The organism is Microbacterium sorbitolivorans (assembly GCF_003327285.1).
In the GTDB taxonomy this organism is placed as follows: domain Bacteria; phylum Actinomycetota; class Actinomycetes; order Actinomycetales; family Microbacteriaceae; genus Microbacterium; species Microbacterium sorbitolivorans.
This window is the reverse complement of record NZ_KZ848475.1, coordinates 60,375-81,712: the sequence shown is the minus strand read 5'-3', so window position 1 is coordinate 81,712 and position 21,338 is coordinate 60,375. Positions and strand designations below refer to the sequence as shown.

General features: G+C 68.3%; 20 protein-coding genes. 17 read left to right on the top strand and 3 right to left on the bottom strand.

Annotation, left to right across the window (positions count from 1 at the left end):
• Complete coding sequence (locus tag DTO57_RS09320) at window positions 1–693, bottom strand: ThuA domain-containing protein (protein WP_114117967.1); 693 nt, start codon at window positions 691–693, stop codon at window positions 1–3.
• A 227-nt stretch (window positions 694–920) separates the two neighbouring features.
• On the opposite strand from DTO57_RS09320, the gene DTO57_RS09315 reads away from it, so the two are divergent.
• The 4 genes from DTO57_RS09315 to DTO57_RS09300 all read left to right on the top strand — a co-directional run bounded on the left by DTO57_RS09315 (window position 921) and on the right by DTO57_RS09300 (window position 5,165).
• On the top strand, window positions 921–3,173 hold the full coding sequence (locus DTO57_RS09315; RefSeq protein ID WP_114117966.1) for a polyribonucleotide nucleotidyltransferase: 2,253 nt from the start codon (window positions 921–923) through the stop codon (window positions 3,171–3,173).
• Between the two features lie 177 nt (window positions 3,174–3,350).
• A complete protein-coding gene (locus DTO57_RS09310; protein ID WP_114117965.1) occupies window positions 3,351–3,953 on the top strand; it encodes a histidine phosphatase family protein in 603 nt (200 codons plus the stop codon).
• A 40-nt stretch (window positions 3,954–3,993) separates the two neighbouring features.
• Window positions 3,994–4,716: a 4-hydroxy-tetrahydrodipicolinate reductase gene (gene dapB, locus DTO57_RS09305; protein WP_114117964.1), complete on the top strand. Its 723-nt coding sequence runs from the start codon at window positions 3,994–3,996 to the stop codon at window positions 4,714–4,716.
• Window positions 4,716–5,165 (top strand): tetratricopeptide repeat protein, encoded by a 450-nt coding sequence (locus DTO57_RS09300; RefSeq protein WP_114117963.1) that lies wholly within the window; start codon window positions 4,716–4,718, stop codon window positions 5,163–5,165. The genes dapB and DTO57_RS09300 overlap by 1 nt, the downstream gene beginning before the upstream one ends.
• Before the next feature lie 63 nt (window positions 5,166–5,228).
• Here the strand turns inward: DTO57_RS09300 and DTO57_RS09295 are convergent, their stop codons facing one another.
• On the bottom strand, window positions 5,229–5,651 hold the full coding sequence (locus DTO57_RS09295) for an OsmC family peroxiredoxin (protein WP_114117962.1): 423 nt from the start codon (window positions 5,649–5,651) through the stop codon (window positions 5,229–5,231).
• Window positions 5,652–5,772: 121 nt separating this feature from the next.
• Between DTO57_RS09295 and DTO57_RS09290 the strand changes: the two genes are divergently transcribed.
• From DTO57_RS09290 to miaA, 13 genes are all read left to right on the top strand, one after another.
• Window positions 5,773–6,579, top strand: a complete 807-nt coding sequence (locus DTO57_RS09290; RefSeq protein ID WP_114117961.1) for a thymidylate synthase — start codon at window positions 5,773–5,775, stop codon at window positions 6,577–6,579.
• The gene (locus tag DTO57_RS09285) at window positions 6,579–7,073 is read left to right on the top strand and encodes a dihydrofolate reductase (RefSeq protein WP_114117960.1); all 495 of its coding nucleotides are present in this window, start codon (window positions 6,579–6,581) and stop codon (window positions 7,071–7,073) included. The genes DTO57_RS09290 and DTO57_RS09285 overlap by 1 nt, the downstream gene beginning before the upstream one ends.
• Window positions 7,074–7,083: 10 nt before the next feature.
• Window positions 7,084–8,061 (top strand): 4-hydroxy-tetrahydrodipicolinate synthase, encoded by a 978-nt coding sequence (gene dapA, locus DTO57_RS09280; protein ID WP_114117959.1) that lies wholly within the window; start codon window positions 7,084–7,086, stop codon window positions 8,059–8,061.
• Between the two features lie 34 nt (window positions 8,062–8,095).
• A complete protein-coding gene (locus tag DTO57_RS09275) occupies window positions 8,096–9,772 on the top strand; it encodes a ribonuclease J (RefSeq protein WP_114117958.1) in 1,677 nt (558 codons plus the stop codon).
• A gap of 103 nt (window positions 9,773–9,875) precedes the next feature.
• Window positions 9,876–12,806, top strand: a complete 2,931-nt coding sequence (locus DTO57_RS09270; RefSeq protein WP_114117957.1) for an FtsK/SpoIIIE family DNA translocase — start codon at window positions 9,876–9,878, stop codon at window positions 12,804–12,806.
• A 1-nt stretch (window position 12,807) separates the two neighbouring features.
• Entirely contained in the window at window positions 12,808–13,383 is a 576-nt protein-coding gene (gene pgsA / locus DTO57_RS09265) for a CDP-diacylglycerol--glycerol-3-phosphate 3-phosphatidyltransferase (RefSeq protein WP_114117956.1), read from the top strand.
• Complete coding sequence (locus DTO57_RS09260) at window positions 13,380–13,871, top strand: CinA family protein (protein ID WP_114117955.1); 492 nt, start codon at window positions 13,380–13,382, stop codon at window positions 13,869–13,871. Before pgsA ends, DTO57_RS09260 begins: the two co-directional genes overlap by 4 nt.
• A gap of 148 nt (window positions 13,872–14,019) precedes the next feature.
• Window positions 14,020–14,331 carry a helix-turn-helix domain-containing protein gene (locus DTO57_RS09255; RefSeq protein WP_114118352.1) on the top strand — a complete coding sequence of 104 codons (312 nt, stop codon included), beginning with the start codon at window positions 14,020–14,022 and terminating at the stop codon, window positions 14,329–14,331.
• A complete protein-coding gene (locus tag DTO57_RS09250; protein WP_114117954.1) occupies window positions 14,328–14,546 on the top strand; it encodes a DUF3046 domain-containing protein in 219 nt (72 codons plus the stop codon). Before DTO57_RS09255 ends, DTO57_RS09250 begins: the two co-directional genes overlap by 4 nt.
• A gap of 264 nt (window positions 14,547–14,810) precedes the next feature.
• Window positions 14,811–15,860, top strand: coding sequence for a recombinase RecA (gene recA / locus DTO57_RS09245; protein ID WP_114117953.1), 1,050 nt, complete (start codon window positions 14,811–14,813; stop codon window positions 15,858–15,860).
• Between the two features lie 2 nt (window positions 15,861–15,862).
• Entirely contained in the window at window positions 15,863–16,639 is a 777-nt protein-coding gene (locus DTO57_RS09240) for a regulatory protein RecX (protein WP_114117952.1), read from the top strand.
• Between the two features lie 80 nt (window positions 16,640–16,719).
• Window positions 16,720–18,264: a tRNA (N6-isopentenyl adenosine(37)-C2)-methylthiotransferase MiaB gene (gene miaB, locus DTO57_RS09235; protein ID WP_114117951.1), complete on the top strand. Its 1,545-nt coding sequence runs from the start codon at window positions 16,720–16,722 to the stop codon at window positions 18,262–18,264.
• A gap of 44 nt (window positions 18,265–18,308) precedes the next feature.
• A complete protein-coding gene (gene miaA, locus DTO57_RS09230) occupies window positions 18,309–19,196 on the top strand; it encodes a tRNA (adenosine(37)-N6)-dimethylallyltransferase MiaA (RefSeq protein ID WP_114118351.1) in 888 nt (295 codons plus the stop codon).
• A gap of 10 nt (window positions 19,197–19,206) precedes the next feature.
• On the opposite strand, the gene DTO57_RS09225 is transcribed toward miaA, so the two are convergent.
• Window positions 19,207–21,333: a right-handed parallel beta-helix repeat-containing protein gene (locus DTO57_RS09225; protein WP_114117950.1), complete on the bottom strand. Its 2,127-nt coding sequence runs from the start codon at window positions 21,331–21,333 to the stop codon at window positions 19,207–19,209.
• Window positions 21,334–21,338 lie beyond the last annotated feature (5 nt).

Sequence of the window (21,338 nt, the reverse complement as noted above, 5' to 3'; positions counted from 1 at the left end):
CTACCGCGCGGCCCAGAGCAGGCCGCGCTCGACGATCGTTCGCACGTTCGGATCCTGGAGCACCTCGGGGGAGTGGCCGGGCGTCGCGACGAAGATGCGGCCGTTGCCCCACAGGCGCGTCCACACGGCGGGCGACGTGATGGGGCGGTGCCACGGGTGGTACGGCTGCACCGGGTGGGTCGTGGTCGCGAGCACGTCGATCAGGTCGTCGTGCAGCACCCAATACTGCTCGGTGTGCAGCTCGAAGTCGCCGATCCCCGCCATGATCTCGTGATCCGGATCCGTTACCTTCACGGTGTAGGTGAGGTAGTTGTTCGCCGGGTCGCCCTCGGTCAGCTCGTCGGGGTGCTTCGACGGGTGGGTCGCGAACTGGCCGCCGACGAGCTGCAGGTAATCGGAGTTGTTGCGGTACGAGTCGGCGATGCCGCCGTGCCAGCCGGCGAAGCCCGTGCCGGCGATGACGGCGTCGCGCAGGCCCGCGAAGGCCTCTCGCGAGATCTCCGACATCGTCACCGACTGCAGGATGAGGTCGGTCTCGGCCATGACGGCCGCGTCGGCGTAGATCTCGTTCGACTCCTCGACGCGCACGTCGAAGCCGTTATCGGTGAGGAAGGGAATGAAAAGCTCGGTCGCGGCGACGGGCTGGTGTCCGTCCCATCCGCCACGCACGATGAGGGCCTTCTTAGCGGCCATGGAATCTCCTTTGATTTCGGGTTGCCCCTCTATTCAACCGCCCTGTTAGGCTGGAAGTGCACAATTGCATAAATTCATGGAGCAGGCTCGATAGGAGCTGGTCCCTAGAAGTGGCTTCCCGGGCGTCCCGGTGAGTTTCTCCTGGTGGCCAGCATGGCATCCTCTCCTGCTCCTTCACGTACGCCCTGTCATCAGGTAGGGCACGCACGTATATAAGGAGGGATCCCTTGGAGGGTCCAGAAATCACCGCAGCTGAGGCCGTTCTCGATAACGGTCGCTTCGGCACCCGCACGATCCGCTTCGAGACCGGCCGCCTTGCGCAGCAGGCTCAGGGCGCCGTCGCCGCTTACCTCGACGAAGAGACCATGCTTCTCTCCGCCACGAGCGCCGGCAAGCACCCCCGCGAGGGCTTCGACTTCTTCCCGCTGACGGTTGACGTCGAAGAGCGCTCGTACGCCGCGGGCAAGATCCCCGGCTCGTTCTTCCGCCGCGAGGGTCGCCCCTCGACCGAGGCCATCCTCGTGTGCCGCCTCATCGACCGCCCGCTGCGCCCGTCGTTCGTCAACGGCCTGCGCAACGAGGTCCAGATCGTCGTCACGGTGCTCTCGATCGCACCGGGCGAGTTCTACGACGCCCTCGCGATCAACGCCGCCTCGGCGTCGACGCAGATCTCGGGTCTGCCCTTCTCGGGCCCCATCGCCGGTGTGCGCCTCGCGCTCATCCCGGGCATGGGTCAGCACGACGACCAGTGGGTCGCGTTCCCGAACGCCGAGCAGGTCGACCAGGCCGTCTTCGACCTCATGGTCGCGGGCCGCGTGCTCGACAACGGCGATGTCGCCATCATGATGGTTGAGGCCGAGGCCACGGAGGGTTCGTGGAACCTCATCCGCGGCGGCGCCGTCAAGCCGAACGAAGAGATCGTCGCCGGTGGCCTCGAGGCCGCCAAGCCGTTCATCAAGCAGCTCGTCGCCGCCCAGGCCGAGATGGCCGCGTCGTCGACGCGCGCCCCGCTCGAGTTCCCCGTCTTCGCCTCGTACACCGACGAGCTCTTCGCCGTCGTGCGCGACTCGGCGCTGGAAGAGCTCAAGGGCATCTACCAGATCGCCGACAAGCAGCAGCGCCAGGACGCCGACGACGCACTGAAGGACCGCGTCAAGGCAGAGGTCGCCGCCAAGGTTGAGGCCGGCGAGCTTCCCGCCTCGGCAAACGCCGAGGTCTCGGCCGCCTACAAGTCGGTCACCAAGGAGGTCGTCCGCGGCCGCATCCTCACCGACGGTGTGCGCATCGACGGTCGTGGCCTCGCCGACATCCGCCCGCTCGACGCCGAGGTTCAGGTCATCCCGCGCGTGCACGGCTCGGCAATCTTCCAGCGCGGCGAGACCCAGATTATGGGTGTCACCACGCTGAACATGCTCAAGATGGAGCAGCAGATCGACTCGCTCTCGCCGACCACGTCGAAGCGCTACATGCACCACTACAACTTCCCGCCCTACTCGACGGGTGAGACGGGTCGTGTGGGTAGCCCCAAGCGCCGCGAGATCGGCCACGGCTTCCTCGCCGAGCGCGCCCTCGTGCCGGTCCTGCCGACGCGCGAGGAGTTCCCCTACGCGATCCGCCAGGTGTCCGAGGCCCTCGGCTCCAACGGATCCACCTCGATGGGTTCGGTCTGCGCCTCGACGCTCTCGCTCCTCAACGCCGGTGTGCCGCTGCGCGCACCCGTTGCCGGTATCGCGATGGGCCTCGTGTCGGAGGACGTCGACGGCGAGACCCGCTACGCGGCCCTCACCGACATCCTCGGCGCCGAAGACGCCCTGGGCGACATGGACTTCAAGGTCGCCGGTACCAGCGAGTTCGTGACCGCTCTCCAGCTCGACACGAAGCTCGACGGCATCCCCTCGGAGGTCCTCGCTGGCGCCCTCACGCAGGCCAAGGACGCGCGTCTGCGCATCCTCGACGTGCTGAACTCGGCGATCGACACCCCCGACGAGATGGCACCGACGGCGCCCCGCGTCATCAGCGTGCAGATCCCCGTCGACAAGATCGGCGAGCTGATCGGCCCCAAGGGCAAGACGATCAACGCGATCCAGGACGAGACCGGCGCCACGATCTCGATCGAGGAAGACGGCACCGTCTACATCGGCGCGACCGACGGCCCCGCGGCAGACGCCGCGCGCGCCCAGGTCAACGCGATCGCGAACCCGACCAACCCCGAGGTCGGCGAGCAGTACCTCGGTACCGCCGTCAACATCGCCAAGTTCGGTGTGTTCGTCTCGCTCCTTCCGGGCAAGGACGGCCTGCTTCACGTCACCGAGCTGCGCAAGCTCAACGGCGGCAAGCGCGTCGAGAACATCGAGGACGTCGTGTCGGTGGGCCAGAAGCTCCTCGTCAAGATCTCGAAGGTCGACGACCGCGGAAAGCTCTCGCTCGAGCTCGTCCAGGAAGAGGGCGCCGAGCCCGAGGCCGAGGCGACCGAAGCCTAATTTCCCATCGCTGTAATCGAGGGCCTCGCTTTCCGAAATGTCGGGAAACGAGGCCCTCGGCCGTGGCGCCGGGATAGGGTAGATGAAAGCCGCGACGCGTCAGCGCGCGGCTTTCATACTGCACACTTGCCCACACTGCGCCAGATACAGCACTGACCTCGACGAAGCGGATCACCGGTGACGCACTACATCTACCTCGTTCGCCATGGCGAACACCAAGACGCCGAATACGGTCTCGAAGACGGGCCGCTCTCACCCCGCGGCGTACGCCAGGCCGGCCTCCTCGCCGACCGCCTCTCGGGCGTCCCGTTCGACGCCGTCTGGCACTCGCCGCTCCTCCGCGCGACCGAAACCGCGAAGATCCTCGCTGAGCGCATGCCCGCGATCGACCCGCAGCCCCACGCGCTCCTCTTCGACTGCGTCCCGACCGGCATGTGCGAAGACACGCCCTCGGTCTTCGAGCCCTTCTTCGGCGGAATCACCGAGGAAGAGATCGAGGCCGGCCAGGCCCAGATGGGCGACGCCGTCAACGAATTCCTCGTCCGCAAGGCGGGCGACGTGCACGAGCTCCTCATCACCCACAACTTCGTCATCTCGTGGTTCGTCCGCGAGGTGCTCGGCGCCGAGGAATGGCGCTGGCTGACGCTCAACCAGGCCAATTGCGGCCTCACGATCCTCGCCCAGAAGAAGGGCCGGCCGTGGAGCCTCGTCAGCCACAACGACATCGCCCACCTGCCCTACGAGCTGCGCACCGGCCTCCCCGAGAACCCGCCCGTCTGATCCGCGAGGGCGGGCCTGGCAGGCCCCGTAAACTGGATCCATGACTCTCGTGGCCCTCGCCGGCGGATCCGGCAAACTCGGCAGGATCATCCGCACCGTTCTCGACGAGACGCCCGGCTACGAGGTGACCACCGTCCTCGGATCCGCGAGCTCGCCCGCCGACATCGCCGGCGCCGACCTCGTCGTCGACGCGACCAACCTCGAGGCCAGCGAGAAGATCGTCCGCGAGGCCATCGCCCGCGGCATCCCCGCGCTCGTCGCCACGAGCGGCTGGTCCGCCGAGAAGATCGCCGAGATCGCGCCGCTCGCCGACGACGCGGGCGTCGCCGTCGTCATCATCCCGAACTTCTCGCTCGGCTCCGTCATCGGATCCCGCATCGCCGCCCAGGCCGCGAAATTCTTCCCCTTCGCCGAGATCATCGAATCGCACCGCGACACGAAGATCGACTCGCCGAGCGGCACCGCGGTGCGTACCGCCGAGCTCATCGCCGCCGGCCGCACCGAGCCCGTCCAGGCGCCGAACGCCGACCAGCCCGCCCGCGGCGAGCTGACGGCCGGCGTCCCCGTGCACTCCCTCCGCCGCCCCGGCGTCATCGCCCAGCAGCAGGTCATCCTCTCCGGCCCCGGCGAGAGCCTCGTCATCCAGCACGACACCGCCGACCCGCAGGCCGCCTACGCGCCGGGCATCCGCCTCGCGCTCGCCGGCATCAACGGCACCACCGGCGTCGCCGTCGGCCTCGACAACTTCCTCGAGCTCTCCTGATGGGCACCCGCATCGGCGTCGCCGTCATGGCCGTCGTCTTCGCGCTCTACATCTGGCTGCTCGGTGGCCGCTCCGTCGCCATGATTGGCGCGGGCATCGACACTTCCGAGCCCATCGCGATCGTCATGGGCGTCGCCATGATCGTCTTCCCCCTCCTCGGCTTCTGGGCCCTCGGCCGAGAGCTCTGGTTCGGCTGGCGCGCCGACCGCCTCGCCAAGCAGCTCGGCGAGGAGGGCCTTCTGCCCTCCGAGGAGGTCGCCCTGCGGCCCTCCGGTGGCGTCGTCCGTGCCGACGCCGACGCGCTCTTCCCCGACTATCAGCGCGCCGTCGAGGCCGAGCCCGACAGCTGGCGAGCCTGGTTCCGACTCGGCGTCGTTTACGACGCCGCGGGCGACCGCAAGCGCGCCCGCGCCGCCACCCGGCAGGCGATTCGGTTGGCGCGGCGGTAGGTCTCTAGAAGAACCACGAAGCCCGCCTCGTTTTTGGCGAGGCGGGCTTCGTTCTTGTCTTGCTTAGGCGAGCGAGGCTTCGATGGTGATCTCGATGCCGGCGAGGGCCTGCGAGACCGGGCAGCCTGACTTCGCGCCGTTCGCGATCTCTTCGAACTGGGCCTCCGAGATGCCCGGGATCGTCGCCGAGACGTTGAGGTGGCTGCCCGTGATGCCGGTGCCGGGCACGAAGGTGACCGACGCCGTGGTCGTGAGCGAGGTGGGCGTGAAGCCCGCCTGGGTGAGCTCGTTCGAGAGCGCCATGTTGAAGCATGACGAGTGGGCCGCAGCGATGAGCTCCTCGGGCGTCGTCGTCGAGTCCGAGCCCTCCGAGCGGGCCTTCCAGTTGACGGGGAACGTGCCGATGCCGCTCGCGGCCGCGACGGTTCCGGATCCTTCGGTGAGCGAACCCGACCAGTTGGCGGTTGCTTCGCTGGTGATAGCCATGATGACTCCTCGGGGGTAGTGGTGAGCGGTCGGAATCAGCCTAATGGCGGCGCCGCGATGCGTCACCAGAACGCGCTCTTTCGTCGGGCTCCGTCCCGGTGGGGGAGCGTAGTCTTGAGGTATGCCTGCTGCGATCTCGACGCCCTATGAAGACCTCCTGCGCGATGTGCTCGAAAACGGATCGCACAAGTCGGATCGCACCGGCACCGGCACGACGAGCGTGTTTGGGCGCCAGATTCGCTACGACCTGGCGCAGGGCTTTCCGCTGATCACGACGAAGAAGGTGCACTTCAAGTCGGTCGCTCTCGAGCTGCTGTGGTTCCTGCGCGGCGACTCCAATGTCGAGTGGCTGCAGCAGCGCGGCGTCACGATTTGGGACGAGTGGGCCGACGAAAACGGCGACCTGGGGCCCGTGTACGGGGTGCAGTGGCGCTCCTGGCCGACGCCAGACGGCGGCCACATCGATCAGATCGCCAAGGTCGTCGAGCAGATCCGCAACACTCCCGACTCGCGCCGCATGATCGTGACCGCCTGGAACCCCGCCGAGGTCGACAACATGGCGCTTCCGCCGTGCCACGCGATGTTCCAGTTCTACGTTGCAGACGGCAAGCTCAGCTGCCAGCTGTACCAGCGCAGCGCCGATCTCTTCCTGGGGGTGCCTTTTAATATTGCGAGCTATGCCATGCTCACGATGATGATCGCGCAGCAGGCGGGGCTCGAGCCCGGCGAGTTCGTGTGGACGGGCGGCGACTGCCATATTTATGACAACCACCGCGAGCAGGTTGCCGAGCAGCTTACGCGCGAGCCGTACACGTACCCCGTGCTGAAGATCCGCCAGGCCGACTCGATCTTCGACTACAACTACGCCGACTTCGAGGTCGTGGGTTACGAGCACCACCCCGCCATTCGTGGCGCGGTCGCGGTGTGATGCTGCGCGCCATCTGGGCCGAGGCCCGCGGGCGAGTGATCGGATCCGGCGGAACGATGCCCTGGCACGTCCCCGAAGACCTGGCGTATTTCTCGGAACGCACCCGCGGATCCGCCGTCATCATGGGGCGGCGAACCTGGGAGTCGTTCCCCGAGCGCTTCCGGCCCCTGCCGGGGCGCCGCAACATCGTGATCACGCGCGACGGATCCTACGAGGCACCCGGCGGGGAGACCTGCGGATCGCTCGACGAGGCGACCCCGCTCGTGGGTTCCGACGGGTGGATTATCGGCGGCGGCCAGGTGTATCGCGAGGCGCTTCCTCGGGTCTCGGAGCTCTACGTGACCGAGATCGACCTCGATGTCGACGGCGACACCCGCGCGCCCGAGATCGGGCCCGAATGGATCCGCTCGGAGGTGGGGGAGTGGCTCACGAGCCGCACCGGCACGCGCTACCGCTTCGTGGTGTGGACACGCGATTCAGCCGCCTCGCGCTAATCTTGTTCGTATGACGCATCCCGCAAACCCCTTCGGTCAGGTTCTCGTCGCCCTCGTTACCCCGATGACCGCCGATGGTGAGGTCGATTGGGATGCGACGGAGCGTCTGATGGACGACGTCATCACCTCGGGCGCCGACGGCATCGTCGTCACCGGCACGACGGGTGAGACCTCGACGCTGACCGACGCCGAGAAGCTCAAGCTCGTCGAAGTGGGCAAGAGCGTCGCCTCGGGGCGCGCGAAGATCATCACGGGCGGTGGCTCCAACGAGACCGCCCACGCCATCGACCTCTACAAGAAGAGCGAGAAGGCCGGCGCCGACGGCATCATGGTCGTCACTCCGTACTACAACAAGCCCACCCAGGCGGGCATCCTCACGCACTTCCGTCTGATCGCCGACTCGACCGATCTGCCGGTCATCGCGTACGACATTCCGGGCCGCACGGGCGTGCCGATCAAGTACGAGACGTTCCTTCGTCTCGCCAAGCACCCCAACATCGTCGCGGTGAAGGACGCAAAGGGCGACTTCAGCGAGGTCAGCCGCGTCATGAACCAGACCGACCTCATCTACTTCTCGGGCGACGACGCAAACGCGCTGCCCGCACTGTCCATTGGCGCCTCGGGCCTGATCGGCGTCACGGCGAACATCGCCGCCGGCCCTTACCGAACCATCGTCGACGCGGTCAACCGCGGCGACCTCGCAACCGCCACCGAGCAGCACAAGAAGCTCGAGCCGCTCGTCCGCGCCGTGATGACTCACGTGCCGGGCACGGTGTCCACCAAGTACATCCTCCACGGCCTCGGCCGTATTTCGAGCCCCCGCGTGCGACTGCCGCTTGTGGGCCCCGAAGAGTGGGAGGCCGCCATCATCGAGGACGAACTCGCCCTCGTGAAGGACGTTGAAGGCGTGGACTTCTCGAACTTCCGCCCCGACCGCAACGCGGCCGCGGGCGGAGCGCTGCCCAAGGTGCCTGGCACCACACGGTGACGCAACCCCTGCGCGAATCGCGCTGAAAGGCACAATGTCCACCCCTGTCTTTGACCCGCCCGCTCTCGAGTCCGGCGCCCTGCGCGTCACCCCGCTCGGTGGCCTGGGCGAGGTCGGCCGCAACATGGCCATGTACGAGTTCGACGGCAAGATCCTGCTCGTTGACTGCGGCGTCCTCTTCCCCGAAGAGCACCAGCCGGGCGTCGACCTGATCCTGCCCGACATGGAGCCGCTGAAGGATCGCCTCGGCGACATCGTCGGCCTCGTGCTCACGCACGGTCACGAAGACCACATCGGCGGCGTTCCCTATCTCCTGCGCATGCGCCAGGACATCCCGATCTACGGCTCGAAGCTCACGCTCGCGCTCACGACGGCGAAGCTTAAGGAACACCGCATCACGCCCGTCTCGAACGTCGTGCGCGAGGGCGAGAAGCGCAAGATCGCCGGCTTCGACATGGAGTTCGTCGCCGTCAACCACTCGATCCCCGACGCGCTCGCCGTCGCGATCCGCACCGAAGCCGGCCTCGTGCTGCACACGGGTGACTTCAAGATGGATCAGCTGCCGCTCGACGGCCGCATCACCGACCTCCGCCACTTCGCGAAGCTCGGCGAAGAGGGCATTGACCTGTTCCTGCCCGACTCGACCAACGCTGACGTGCCGGGCTTCACACCGACCGAGCGCCAGATTGGCCCCGTCATCGACCAGGTGATGTCGAAGACCACCGGCCGCGTCGTCGTCGCGAGCTTCTCAAGCCACGTTCACCGCGTGCAGCAGGTCATCGACGCCGCCGTCAACAACGGCCGCCGCGTCGCGCTGCTGGGCCGTTCGATGGTGCGCAACATGACCATCGCCGAGCAGCTCGGCTACCTCAACGTGCCCGAGGGCGCGCTCGTCGACTACAAGAAGTCGCACGACATCCCCGACCACCAGATCGTGTACATGTCGACCGGCTCGCAGGGCGAGCCGATGGCCGTGCTCAGCCGCATGGCCAACCTCGACCACGCCATCACCCCCGGCGAGGGCGACACCGTCATCCTCGCCTCGAGCCTCATCCCCGGCAACGAGAACGCCGTCTACCGTGTGATCGATGGCCTCACGAAGCTCGGCGCCAACGTCGTGCACAAGGCCAACGCCAAGGTGCACGTCTCGGGCCACGCCGCCGCGGGCGAGCTGCTCTACTGCTACAACATCCTCAAGCCGAAGAACGTCATCCCCGTGCACGGCGAATACCGCCACCTCACGGCGAGCGCGAACCTCGCGCAGCAGACGGGCGTGCCCGAGGAGAACACCTTCATCGTCGAAAACGGCACGTCCGTCGACCTGAAGGACGGCGAGGCATGGGTCTCGGGTCAGCTCGACCTCGGCTTCGTCTACGTCGACGGCTCCTCGGTGGGCGAGATCACCGACGCCGACCTCAAGGACCGCCGCGTGCTCGGCGAGGAGGGCTTCATTTCGATCATCGTGGTGGTCGACTCGAAGACCGGCAAGATCGTCACGGGCCCCGAGATTCACGCCCGCGGTTTCGCGGAGGACGACAAGGTCTTCGACAAGATCCGCCCGAAGATCGTCCAGGCGCTGCAGGAGGCAGCAGAGAAGGGCGTGCGCGACAACCACGCCCTGAGCCAGGTCATCCGCCGCACGATCGGCCGCTGGGTCGGACAGCGCCTGCGCCGTCGCCCCATGATCGTGCCGCTCGTCATCGAGGCGTAAACCGCCCCGCTGAGCCGCAAACCCGGGTGATTTCGTAGGGGATCACCCGGGTTTTTGCGCGTCCTGCCTTCGTTTGTCAGGGGTCACGCGTACCTTTGAAGGCATGGCACGATCGTCCACCGCGCCCAAGAACTCCTCGGGATCCAGTCGCGGCGGCTCCTCGAAGGGGAGCGCCGCGAAGTCCGCCCCTGCGCCCAAAAAGCACATCGGCGAGCCCGACCGACCCTCGGCGCCCGTTCGCATGTGGCACGGCCTCGCGCGCGCGACCGGCGGCCTCTTCCGCGCCTTCGGCCAGGAGAACCTCGACAAGGCCGACCGCCGCGATGGTTTCCCGTTCTTCCTCGTGTTGCTCGCGATCTCGGGCGCCGTTGTCGAGTGGTTCTTCATCAATAACGCCGTCGCCGAGAACATCAGCGCCTTCACGTTTGGCGGCCTCATCGGCCGAACCGCGCTCGTCTTCCCCGTCGCGCTCGTGCTCCTCGCGGGCTGGCTCTTCCGCCACCCGTCCTCGGTGTACAACAACGGCCGCGTCGGCATCGGCGTCGCCCTGCTGACGCTGTCGGTCGCCGCGATCTGCCACATCGCGATCGTGCAGCCCGAGCCGATCGACGGGCGCCCGACGCCCGCCGAGGGCATGCCCGCGCTTAGCGGATCCGGTGGCGTGTTCGGCTGGATGATCGGCGAGCCGCTCGCGCGGCTGCTCTCGCCGATCGGCGCCTACGTCGTGCTCGCCGTGCTCATCGGGCTGAGCCTGCTGATCATCACGAAGACCCCGCCGAACCGCATCGGTCAGCGCCTCGGCGACCTCTATCGCTGGATGTTCGACGCCGAGCCCCGCGAGCCCGCCGTCGCGGCCGGCAACGCTGAGGCCGACCTCGCCGAGACGAAGGTTCTCGACGAGAAGCCCGCGCGCGCCAAGCGCTCGCGCAAGAAGAAGACCGACGACGAGACCCTGTTCGACGGCGCCGACGAGCTGCCGTGGTGGCGTCGCAACTCGACGGGCCGAGAGGAAGACGTCGAGGTGCCGACCGACACGGCGCACCTCGGGCAGCTCCTGGGCCTGCAGGACGACCCGGGCTACGACCAGGCCGTTATCGCCGACGAGGAGCCCGCGGTCGACCCGGCGACGCAGCCGGTGCAGTTCGCCGACCCCGCGCCGCGCCGCGAGCCCGAGCCGACGTACACGCCGGCCGAGCAGGCGACGCAGGTTCTCGACGACCCGGCGATGTCGCGGATCCGCGAGGAGGCCGCGGCCGGCAACTTCGGCATCGACCTGCTGGGCGACGACGAGCTCGGCCCCGACGACGAGTTCGGTGAGATCTCGGGCTTCGGAACCGACGGCCCGGGCGCGCGCGGCCCCCAGCCGCCTGAGGCGCCGTACATCCTGCCCTCGCCCGCGCAGCTCGCCGCGGGCCCGCCCGCCGTCGTGAGTTCCGAGGCGAACGACCGCATGGTCGCGCAGATCGAGCAGGTCTTCGTCGAGTTCAAGGTCAACGCGAAGGTCACCGGCTTCTCGCGCGGCCCGACCGTGACGCAGTACGAGGTCGAGCTCGGCCCCGGCGTCAAGGTCGAGAAGATCACGCAGCTGTCGAACAACATCTCGTACGCCGTCGCGTCGAACGACGTGCGCATCCTCGCGCCGATCCCGGGCAAGAGCGCCATCGGTATCGAGATTCCGAACGTCGACCGCGAGACGGTCGCCCTCGGCGACGTCCTGCGTTCCGCCGCGGCTCAGAAGTCGACGCACCCGCTCACGATCGGCGTCGGCAAGGACGTCTCGGGCGGGTTCGTCGTCGCGAACCTCGCGAAGATGCCGCACCTGCTGGTGGCCGGTTCGACCGGATCCGGTAAGTCGAGCTTCGTGAACTCGATGATCACGAGCCTGCTCATGCGCGCCAAGCCAAGCGAGGTCCGCATGGTGCTCGTCGACCCGAAGCGCGTCGAGCTCACCGCCTACGCGGGCGTGCCGCACCTCATCACGCCCATCATCACGAACCCGAAGAAGGCCGCGGAGGCCTTGCAGTGGGTCGTGAAGGAAATGGACATGCGCTACGACGACCTCGCGTCGTTCGGCTTCCGTCACATCGACGACTTCAACAAGGCCGTCGTCGGCGGAGAGCTGCAGCTGCCCGCCGGATCCGAGCGCGTGCTCAAGCCCTACCCGTACCTGCTCGTGGTGGTCGACGAGCTCGCCGACCTCATGATGGTCGCGCCGCGCGACGTCGAAGACTCGATCGTGCGCATCACCCAGCTCGCGCGCGCCTCGGGCATCCACCTGGTGCTCGCGACGCAGCGCCCCTCGGTCGACGTCGTCACGGGCCTCATCAAGGCCAACGTTCCGTCGCGCATGGCGTTCGCCGTCACGAGCGTCACCGACTCGCGAGTCATCCTCGACGGTCCCGGCGCCGACAAGCTCATCGGCCAGGGCGACGCCCTGTTCTCGCCGATGGGTTCGTCGAAGCCGTTCCGCCTGCAGGGCGCGTGGGTGACCGAGGCCGAGATCGACGCGGTCGTGAAGCACGTGACGGGCCAGGCCCGCCCGGAGTACCGTGCCGACGTCGCCGACGCGATGGAGGCACCGAAGAAGGAAATCGACGAAGACATCGGAGACGACCTCGAGGTGCTGCTCGCGGCGACCGAGCTGATCGTCTCGAGCCAGTTCGGTTCGACGTCGATGCTGCAGCGCAAGCTGCGCGTGGGCTTCGCGAAGGCGGGCCGCCTCATGGACCTGCTCGAGTCGCGCGAGATCGTCGGCCCGTCCGAGGGATCCAAGGCGCGCGACGTGCTCGTCGCGCCCGACCAGCTCCCCGCGGTCCTCGCGAAGCTACGCGGCGAGGAGCCGCCGGCTCCCGCCGCGGCACCGGCACAGCCCGCCGCCCCGGCCGTCGCCGAGGCGCCCGCCGCGGCGCCGGAGCCGGCGTACGACGACCGCTACGGCACAGACCCGATCGAGACCCAGTTCGAGGGGCTCCCGACGGTGAACGCAGACGACGAAGACGGCGAAGACGCCTGGCAGCTGACGGGACGCGACTGAGATGGCCATCCACCCCCAGCTCCCCAACGCGATCACGCTCGCGCGCATCCCGCTCGCGATCGTCTTCTTCGTCTTGCTCCTCATCGGCGGCGCGTTCGGCGACGCCCATACGGGCCTCCGCTGGACCGCGGCGATCCTGTTCATCGTCGCGATCTCGACCGACTGGGTCGACGGTTACCTCGCGCGCAAGTACGAGATCGTCAGCGACTTCGGCAAGCTGTGGGACCCGATCGCCGACAAGCTGCTCACGGGCCTCGCGTTCGTGGGGCTCGCCTGCCTCGGCGAGATGGCGTGGTGGATGGTGATCGTCATCCTCATCCGCGAGTGGGGCGTCACGGTGCACCGCCTCATGGTCCGCCGTACGCACGTCGTCGCGGCCGCCTGGCTCGGCAAGATCAAGACGGCCGTGCAGGGCGTCGTGCTCTCGTGGGCGCTCCTCCCGCTCGACGTGCTCATCGGCCGCGACGCCTGGACGATCGTGACCCTCATCGGTATGTGGGCCGTCGTCGTACTGACGGTCGTGAGCGGCATCGACTACGTCCTCGCGCAGGTGCGCGGATCCCGCACGAGCGCATGAGCCGCCAGGCCGAGCTCGTCGAGGCCCTCGCGTCGCGGGGCCTCACGATCGCGGCCGCCGAGTCGCTGACGGGCGGCCTCGTCTCCGCGGCGATCGTCGACGTGCCGGGTGCCTCGCGCGCCATGCGCGGCGGTATCGTCGCGTACGACACCCGCGCCAAGCGCGAGCTGCTCGGCGTCGACGGCGAGTTGCTCGCCGCCCGGGGCGCGGTGGATCCGCTCGTCGCGGAGCAGATGGCGCGCGGCGTGCGGCGCGCCTTCATCCTCGACGGATCCGTTACCGACGTCGGCCTCGCGACGACGGGCGTCGCGGGCCCGGATCCGCAGGACGGTCAGCCGGTCGGCACCGTCTACGTCGCCGTCGCGGTCGGCGACGACGTCGCGGTCGAGCGCTGCGCGTTCGAGGGAGACAGGGCGTCGATCCGTGCGGCGGCGGTCGATGCCGTGCTCGGGCTGGCTCTTCGCGAGCTCGGGAATAATTCGCGCTGAAAGAAGCGTTCCACCTACATATCCATTTGCCGTGAGCGACTGCTCGCGGCCGAATCTCGATTACTCTGGTATGTCAGACGAGTGGTCCGGCCTGTGCCGCGATCACCGGTACGAGATCGAAAAGACGCGAACAACGAGGGAGGGCGCCATGTTCCTGTTACGTCAAGAGATCGGCGACGTGCTTCGCGACTTCCGCCAGCAGCAGGGGCAGACGCTGCGTCAGGTTGCGAGTAAGGCGAGCGTCGCGCTCGGGTACCTCAGCGAGGTCGAGCGCGGGCAGAAAGAGGTCTCGAGCGAGATCCTGGCATCGGTGACCGACGCGCTCGGCGTTCCGATGTCGGCCGTGATGCGCCGCGTGGGCGATCGCCTCGCGGTGCTTGAGGGCCTCGAGAGCCCGTTCCCCGACGTGGTTCCCGACGAGCTGGTCGCCGAGGTCGAGCCCGAGCTGTCGCTGCGGTGAAGCGCAGCGAGTTTCTGCGCGCCGCCGAGGAGCACTTCGGCGCGCGCTCCAGCTGGATCCTCGCGGACCTGATCCTTCCGACCATCGGCCAGAGCGCCAACGACGCTCTGGCCGATGGCGTTCCCGTGCGCGCCATCTGGGAGGCGCTGTGCGTTGAGACCGACCTTCCCGAGTCTGCCCGCTACGGCCAGGGGCTGCAGGCCCCGCCGCGCTGATCGCCGACCCGGCGATCTGTTTCGAACTTCTTTTCGACACGCCGACGCGGTCTCGAATATTCGTTCTAGGCGACGTAATGTTGTCCACAACGTGGATCTGGTGCTTTTTCTCCACAGATTCGGATGACCCGCTTCGATTGTCAGTGGTTCTCCGTAGCGTGAGAAACAGGCAACAGGCCACGCGCCCTGTCGAAGAATCCGTCCCCTTGAGGCGGGTCGCGACAGCCTATGGGCGGCGGTACACGAACGAAGAAGGAGTCCATCATGGCTACAGCTACAGACCGCGAGAAGGTTCTCGAGACTGCACTCGCGCAGATTGATCGTCAGTTCGGCAAGGGGTCGATCATGCGACTCGGCAGCGAAGAGCGCGCCCCTGTCGAGGTCATCCCCACGGGCTCCATCGCGCTCGATGTCGCCCTCGGCATTGGCGGCCTTCCCCGCGGCCGCGTCGTCGAGATCTACGGTCCGGAGTCGTCGGGTAAGACCACGCTGACGCTGCACGCGATCGCCAACGCCCAGGCGGCCGGCGGCATCGCGGCATTCATCGACGCCGAGCACGCGCTCGACCCCGAGTACGCCAGCAAGCTGGGCGTCGACATCGACGCTCTCCTCGTCTCGCAGCCCGACACGGGTGAGCAGGCGCTCGAGATCGCCGACATGCTGATCCGCTCGGGCGCGATCGACCTCATCGTGATCGACTCCGTCGCGGCGCTCGTGCCCCGCGCCGAGATCGAGGGCGAGATGGGTGACTCGCACGTCGGCCTGCAGGCGCGACTCATGTCGCAGGCGATGCGCAAGATCACCGGTGGCCTGAACCAGACGAAGACCACCGCGATCTTCATCAACCAGCTCCGCGAGAAGGTCGGCGTCTTCTTCGGCTCGCCCGAGACGACCGCCGGTGGTAAGGCGCTGAAGTTCTACGCGTCGGTGCGCCTCGACATCCGCCGCATCGAGACGATGAAAGACGGCGGCGACGCCGTCGGTAACCGCACCCGCGTCAAGGTCGTCAAGAACAAGATGGCCCCGCCCTTCAAGCAGGCCGAGTTCGACATCCTGTATGGCACGGGCATCTCGCGCGAGGGCTCGCTGATCGACTTCGGTGTCGAGCACAACATCGTGAAGAAGTCGGGCTCGTGGTACACCTACGACGGTGACCAGCTCGGTCAGGGCAAGGAGAACGCGCGCCGGTTCCTCAAGGAGAACGCCGACGTCGCGCTCGAGATCGAGAACAAGATCAAGGTCAAGCTCGGTCTGCTCGAAGACGACGCGGCCCCGGCCGAGGCCCTCGAGGGCGACGACCGCGCCGCGGCCTGATCATGTCGACCTCGCACGGTGACGGGGGCGAACGTCTCGCCCCCGTCGTGCCCCTCTTCGGTGGGCCGGCGCCGGTCGCGCCGGCCCGGCCCGAAGAGAGCAAGCCCGATGCCGCCGCGGATGAGTGGCACACGACGTGGCAGGGTTCGCCCACGCGTCGCGTGACCGCTGCGGTCGCGGGGGAGGGCGATGGCGGTTGCGACGAGGCGGAATCTGACATCGAGACCCTCCCCGGCGACGCGGCTTCCGGCGATAGTGAGGCAGACGAATCGGCCGCAGAGGCCGACGAGATCGCCCGCCGCGCCGAGCAGCGCCTCGTGCGCGCGCTCGGGTCGCGGGGCCTCTCCGAGCGAGAGGCGCGTGATCGCCTTCGCCGCGATGGCGTCGAGTCCGAGATCGCGGAAGACATCATCGACCGGCTCCTGCGGGTCGGTGCGATCGACGACGACATCCTCGCGGAGCAGCTCGTCTATCAGGCGACGAACCGCAAGGGCCAGGGCCGGAAGGCCGTCGCGCAGTCCCTCGTGAAGAGGGGGCTCTCGCGCGATGCGATCGACCGCGCGATCGAGTCGCTGCCCGACGACGACGAAGAGCGCGCGCTCGAGTTTGCGCGCTCGAAGTCGGGGCCGCTGTCGCGCCTCGACCACGACACCGCGCTCCGCCGGCTGGTGGGCCAGCTCTCCCGTCGCGGCTTCGGTGGGTCGATGGCCATGCGCGTCGCGAATCAGGCGCTCGATGAGGCTCGAGGCGGCGGTATCCGCCGCGTGCGCTTCCAGTAGCGACACCGGGGCTACGCGGGCGTTCGACGAACGTTCGCGTAGCCCGTTCACACGCTTCACTCCGTAGAATGGCTCTCGCTATGACCATGCCATCTTCTGCCCCGACGCTCATCGCCCCGTCGCCCGCCGCCTTCACCGAAGACGGCCGTGCCCGCACCTACGAGGTGCGCACCTTCGGCTGCCAGATGAACGTGCATGACTCCGAGCGCATGTCCGGCTCTCTCGAGAGCGCCGGCTACGTGCGCGCCGCCACGGGCGAAGAAGCCGACGTGGTCATCATCAACACCTGCGCCGTCCGCGAGAACGCCGCCGGCAAGCTCTACGGCACGCTTGGCCACCTGAAGTCGGTGAAAGACAAGCACGCCGGCATGCAGATCGCCGTGGGCGGTTGCCTCGCACAGATGGACAAAGACACCGTCACGCAGAAGGCCCCGTGGGTCGACGTCGTGTTCGGCACCCACAACATGGGTTCGCTGCCGCAGCTCCTCGAGCGCTCGCGCCACAACGGCGAGGCCTCTCTCGAGATCCTCGAGTCGCTCGAGATCTTCCCGTCGACGCTGCCCACGAAGCGCGACTCGCACTACTCGGGCTGGGTTTCGATCTCGGTCGGCTGCAACAACACCTGCACCTTCTGCATCGTGCCGAGCCTGCGCGGTAAAGAAAAGGACCGCCGACCCGGCGACATCCTCGAAGAGATCAAGCTTCTCGTCGACGACGGCGCCATCGAGGTCACGCTGCTCGGCCAGAACGTGAACAGCTACGGCGTCGAGTTCGGCGACCGCCAGGCGTTCAGCAAGCTCCTGCGCGCCTGCGGCGAGATCGAGGGCCTCGAGCGCGTGCGCTTCACGAGCCCGCACCCCGCCGCCTTCACCGACGATGTCATCGACGCGATGGCCGAGACGCCCAACGTCATGCCGCAGCTGCACATGCCGCTGCAGTCGGGTAGCGACAAGGTGCTGAAGGACATGCGCCGGTCGTACCGCTCGAAGAAGTTCCTCGGCATCCTCGACCGCGTCCGCGAGAAGATCCCGAACGCCTCGATCACGACCGACATCATCGTCGGCTTCCCCGGCGAGACCGACGAAGACTTCGAAGACACGATGCGCGTCGTCGAGGCCGCGCGCTTCTCGAGCGCGTTCACGTTCCAGTACTCGATCCGCGAGGGCACGCCCGCCGCGACGATGCCGAACCAGGTGCCGAAGGCCGTGGTGCAGGAGCGCTACGAGCGGCTGATGGCCCTGCAGCAGCGCATCACGCTCGAAGAGAACGAGAAGCAGCTCGGGCGCACGCTCGAGGTGCTCGTCTCGACGGGCGAGGGCAAGAAGGACTCGTCGACGCACCGCCTCACGGGCCGCGCCGAAGACAACCGCCTCGTGCACTTCGAGGTGCCCGAGGGATCCGAGACCCCGCGCCCGGGCGACGTCGTTACCGTGACGGTCACGCACGCCGCGCCCTCGCACCTCCTCGCCGACAGCACCGACGGTGCGCCGCTGAAGATCCGCCGCACCCGCGCGGGCGACGCCTACGACCGCTCGCTCGTCGACAGCTGCGCCGTGCCGTCTACGCCGGGCACGGGCGATGGCAAGGTCGGCCTGGGCATCCCGACGCTCCGCATCGGGCTGTGACGACGAGCCCCGCACCGGGCGAGGCTTCGTCGTCGCTCGCCGAGATCGAGCGCGCGGCTGACGAGGCCGCGGCGCCGCGTCTCTGGGCGGTCGTCGGCGCGACCGGTACGGGCAAGAGCGACCTCTCGCTCGACCTCGCCGAGCGCCTCGGCGGGGCCGAGGTTGTCAACGCCGACGCCATGCAGCTGTACCGCGGCATGGGCATCGGCACGGCGAAGCTCCCCGTGTCCGAGCGCCGTGGCATCCCGCACCACCTCTTCGACGTGCTCGACGTCACCGAAGAGGCCGCGGTCGCGGCGTATCAGCAGCAGGCGCGCGCCGCGATCGACGACATCATCGCGCGCGGTCGCCACGCGATCCTCGTCGGTGGATCCGGGCTCTACGTCTCGAGCGTCATCTACGACTTCCGCTTCCCGCCTCGCGATAACGCGCTGCGGGCCGAGCTCGAGGCGCGCCTCGAGGCCGAGGGCGCCGGAGCGCTCTATGCCGAGCTTCGGGCGAGAGACACGGCGACGGCGGAGCGCGTGGATCCGCGCAACGGGCGCCGCGTCGTGCGCGCGCTCGAGGTGCTCGCGCAGGGCGACGCCGGCCACGGCGCGGCGCTGCCCGAGAAGCCGGTCGCCTGGCGCGACACGACGATCGTCGGGCTGCGCATGGAGCGCGAGCGGCTGGTCGAGCGCCTCGACCGCCGCGTCGACCTGATGTGGGAGCAGGGCATGCTCGCCGAGACCGAGGCGCTACGCCCGCTCGGCCTCGAGCAGGGCAAGACCGCGAGCCGCGCGATCGGCTACGCCCAGGCGCTTGCCCAACTGAAGGGCGAGAAGACCGAGGCCGAGGCGATCGCCGAGACCCAGGCGCTCACGCGCCGCTACGCCCGCCGCCAGGTCAGCTGGTTCAAGCGCTACGAGAACACGCTCTGGCTCGACCGCTGAGCGGGCTGGTTTAGCCCCGGGTGGGGAGGAACGGATCCGCGAGCGTGGGCGGCACCAGCGGGTGGCGACGCTCGGCGATCGGTCGTGGCCCCGCCCCCGACACATCGGGGATCCGGATGCCGAGCTCGCGCGCGGGGGAGCCGGCCGCGACGGCAAAGTCGTCGGCGAGTAGCGGATCCGCGTCGAGCGAATGCAGGTCGTGGCCGAGCGTCGCCCACTCGTCGTCGAGCGTCTCGGTGATGTCGAATCCGACGGATCCGTCCGCGCCCTTGGGACGCTCGGCGTTCGCCGCGCGGATGGCGCCCGGGACGGGCGCGTCGTCCCAGAACAGGTTCAGGTCGCTGTCGATGCGGTAATTCCGCACGTCGCGCGCGCCCGGGGTCCCGACGAAGCCGGGGGAGGAGTGACCGACGACGATGTTCCGCAGGAAGGTGAACGAGGTGTGATCCTCGGGGCGGGTGATCGAGATCTGTCCCTCGCGGCCGCGAGCCCAGATGTTGTCGCGCACGATGACCTCGCGGCCGTAGTGCTGGTGGTAGCACTGGCTCGACGTGTCGTGCACGACGTTGCCCTCGATCACGACGTGGCTCGAGCCCTCGTCGAGGTAGACGCCCCAGCCGCCGTAGTTCTGGCACTCGACGTCGTGAATGTGGTTGCCGCGCAAAACGGTTCCGGGGGCGATTCCCAGCAGATAGATGCCGCCCATGTCGTTGAGCCGGCCCTGCCCGAGGTGGTGGATGTGGTTGCCGACGATCTGATTTCCTTCTGAGGGGCTCGACGGGTAGTCCCACATCCAGCCGACCGAGACACCCGAGTAAGGAAACTCCCGTATCTCGTTGTGGGCGATGACGTTGTGAGATCCGTGTTGGAACAGCACGGCGACGGCGCCGCGGTACACCTGCCCGCCGCGCTCGGCGGTGCAGTCGCTGACCTCGTTAGCGCGGTTGAAGTCTGCAGCGAGTGGATCGATGCCGCCGCCCGAGCGTACGGCGCCCGCGCCGAGGTCGCGGAACGAGACGCCGGAGATCAGGTTCCCACGGGATCCGGGCCCGAGCGAGACGCCGTACCCGCCGACGCGCTCGACGGACCCGCCCGTCACGGCGCAGCCGCGGGCGAAGGAGAAGCGGAGCGCCGCCGGCACGGTCGAGGCGGCCTGCACGTCGGCGGCGTAACGGCCGTCGGCGGGAAGCTGCGGATCCTCGCGCACCCCGAACGGCGGGGTCGCGGGCGGAACGGCATCGAAATCCGCCTCGGCGAACGAGACGTTTTCGAACCGCACCTCGCGCACGGGCGCCTCGGCGGATCCGTTGACCGTCACGAAGGCATCCGCGACGGGGAAGCGCACGTCGAGCGATTCGGGCGAGACGGGGGAGGCGTAGAGAATATGCGGGCCGTCGAGCCCGGAGATGCGGCCGGTCGCATCGAGGTACCATTCGCCGTCGACCTCGCCGAGGGACTCCACGACGTTGTCGAGGTAGTAGCGGGCGAATGTCGCCGCCGCGTCGTCGCGCAGCGCGAAGATGCTCGTGAGGCTACTCGTCACGGTCCGAGAGGCGCGGTCGATCGAGGCGATCGGCATGCGTTCCTGCACCCAGTAGTGTGGAACAACGATCTCGACGGCGCGCTCCTCGGCGAGCTCGGGGATGTCGCCGTCGGCGTATCGGAACGTCGCGGATCCGTCGAAGAGGGTGCCGACGAAGCTGCCCTTCGGATCCAGCCCCTCCTGCTCTTCGACGCGGAGGAACCCCTCACGCGGGTAGCGCGGGCGCGGGGCCGCGGATCCGTCGACGTAGAGCCGTCGGCCGCTCGCGCGCGGCGCGGGGGCTGCCCACAGCTCGCGCTCGCCAACGGTGACGGGGCGCCAGCCGGTGATCCGGACGGATCCGCGGAGCACGGGCGGATCCGCGGGGTCGACCGCGACAACCGACGTGAACGAGTCGGGCGCCTCGAACGCGACGGGCTCGGCGTGCGCATACTCGCCGCCCGCCATCCAGATCACGGCCCGTTGCCCTGGCTCGCGACGCTTCCGCACGAGCGCGAGGCCGTGGGCGAGGTCGTTCGCGGGGTATCCGTGCGATCCATCGGCGAAGGGCGAACCATCGGGGGCGACGTAGACCTCGATGCGGTCGGTGCTCATTGCTC

Coding starts and splice junctions, on each gene's coding strand:
- DTO57_RS09255 (WP_114118352.1), top strand. CDS start 14,020: ATGTTCCTGTTACGTCAAGAGATCGGCGACGTGCTTCGCGACTTCCGC.
- recA (WP_114117953.1), top strand. CDS start 14,811: ATGGCTACAGCTACAGACCGCGAGAAGGTTCTCGAGACTGCACTCGCG.
- DTO57_RS09260 (WP_114117955.1), top strand. CDS start 13,380: ATGAGCCGCCAGGCCGAGCTCGTCGAGGCCCTCGCGTCGCGGGGCCTC.
- DTO57_RS09290 (WP_114117961.1), top strand. CDS start 5,773: ATGCCTGCTGCGATCTCGACGCCCTATGAAGACCTCCTGCGCGATGTG.
- DTO57_RS09320 (WP_114117967.1), bottom strand. CDS start 693: ATGGCCGCTAAGAAGGCCCTCATCGTGCGTGGCGGATGGGACGGACAC.
- DTO57_RS09275 (WP_114117958.1), top strand. CDS start 8,096: ATGTCCACCCCTGTCTTTGACCCGCCCGCTCTCGAGTCCGGCGCCCTG.
- DTO57_RS09285 (WP_114117960.1), top strand. CDS start 6,579: ATGCTGCGCGCCATCTGGGCCGAGGCCCGCGGGCGAGTGATCGGATCC.
- DTO57_RS09300 (WP_114117963.1), top strand. CDS start 4,716: ATGGGCACCCGCATCGGCGTCGCCGTCATGGCCGTCGTCTTCGCGCTC.
- pgsA (WP_114117956.1), top strand. CDS start 12,808: ATGGCCATCCACCCCCAGCTCCCCAACGCGATCACGCTCGCGCGCATC.
- DTO57_RS09225 (WP_114117950.1), bottom strand. CDS start 21,333: ATGAGCACCGACCGCATCGAGGTCTACGTCGCCCCCGATGGTTCGCCC.
- DTO57_RS09270 (WP_114117957.1), top strand. CDS start 9,876: ATGGCACGATCGTCCACCGCGCCCAAGAACTCCTCGGGATCCAGTCGC.
- dapB (WP_114117964.1), top strand. CDS start 3,994: ATGACTCTCGTGGCCCTCGCCGGCGGATCCGGCAAACTCGGCAGGATC.
- dapA (WP_114117959.1), top strand. CDS start 7,084: ATGACGCATCCCGCAAACCCCTTCGGTCAGGTTCTCGTCGCCCTCGTT.
- miaB (WP_114117951.1), top strand. CDS start 16,720: ATGACCATGCCATCTTCTGCCCCGACGCTCATCGCCCCGTCGCCCGCC.
- DTO57_RS09295 (WP_114117962.1), bottom strand. CDS start 5,651: ATGGCTATCACCAGCGAAGCAACCGCCAACTGGTCGGGTTCGCTCACC.
- DTO57_RS09240 (WP_114117952.1), top strand. CDS start 15,863: ATGTCGACCTCGCACGGTGACGGGGGCGAACGTCTCGCCCCCGTCGTG.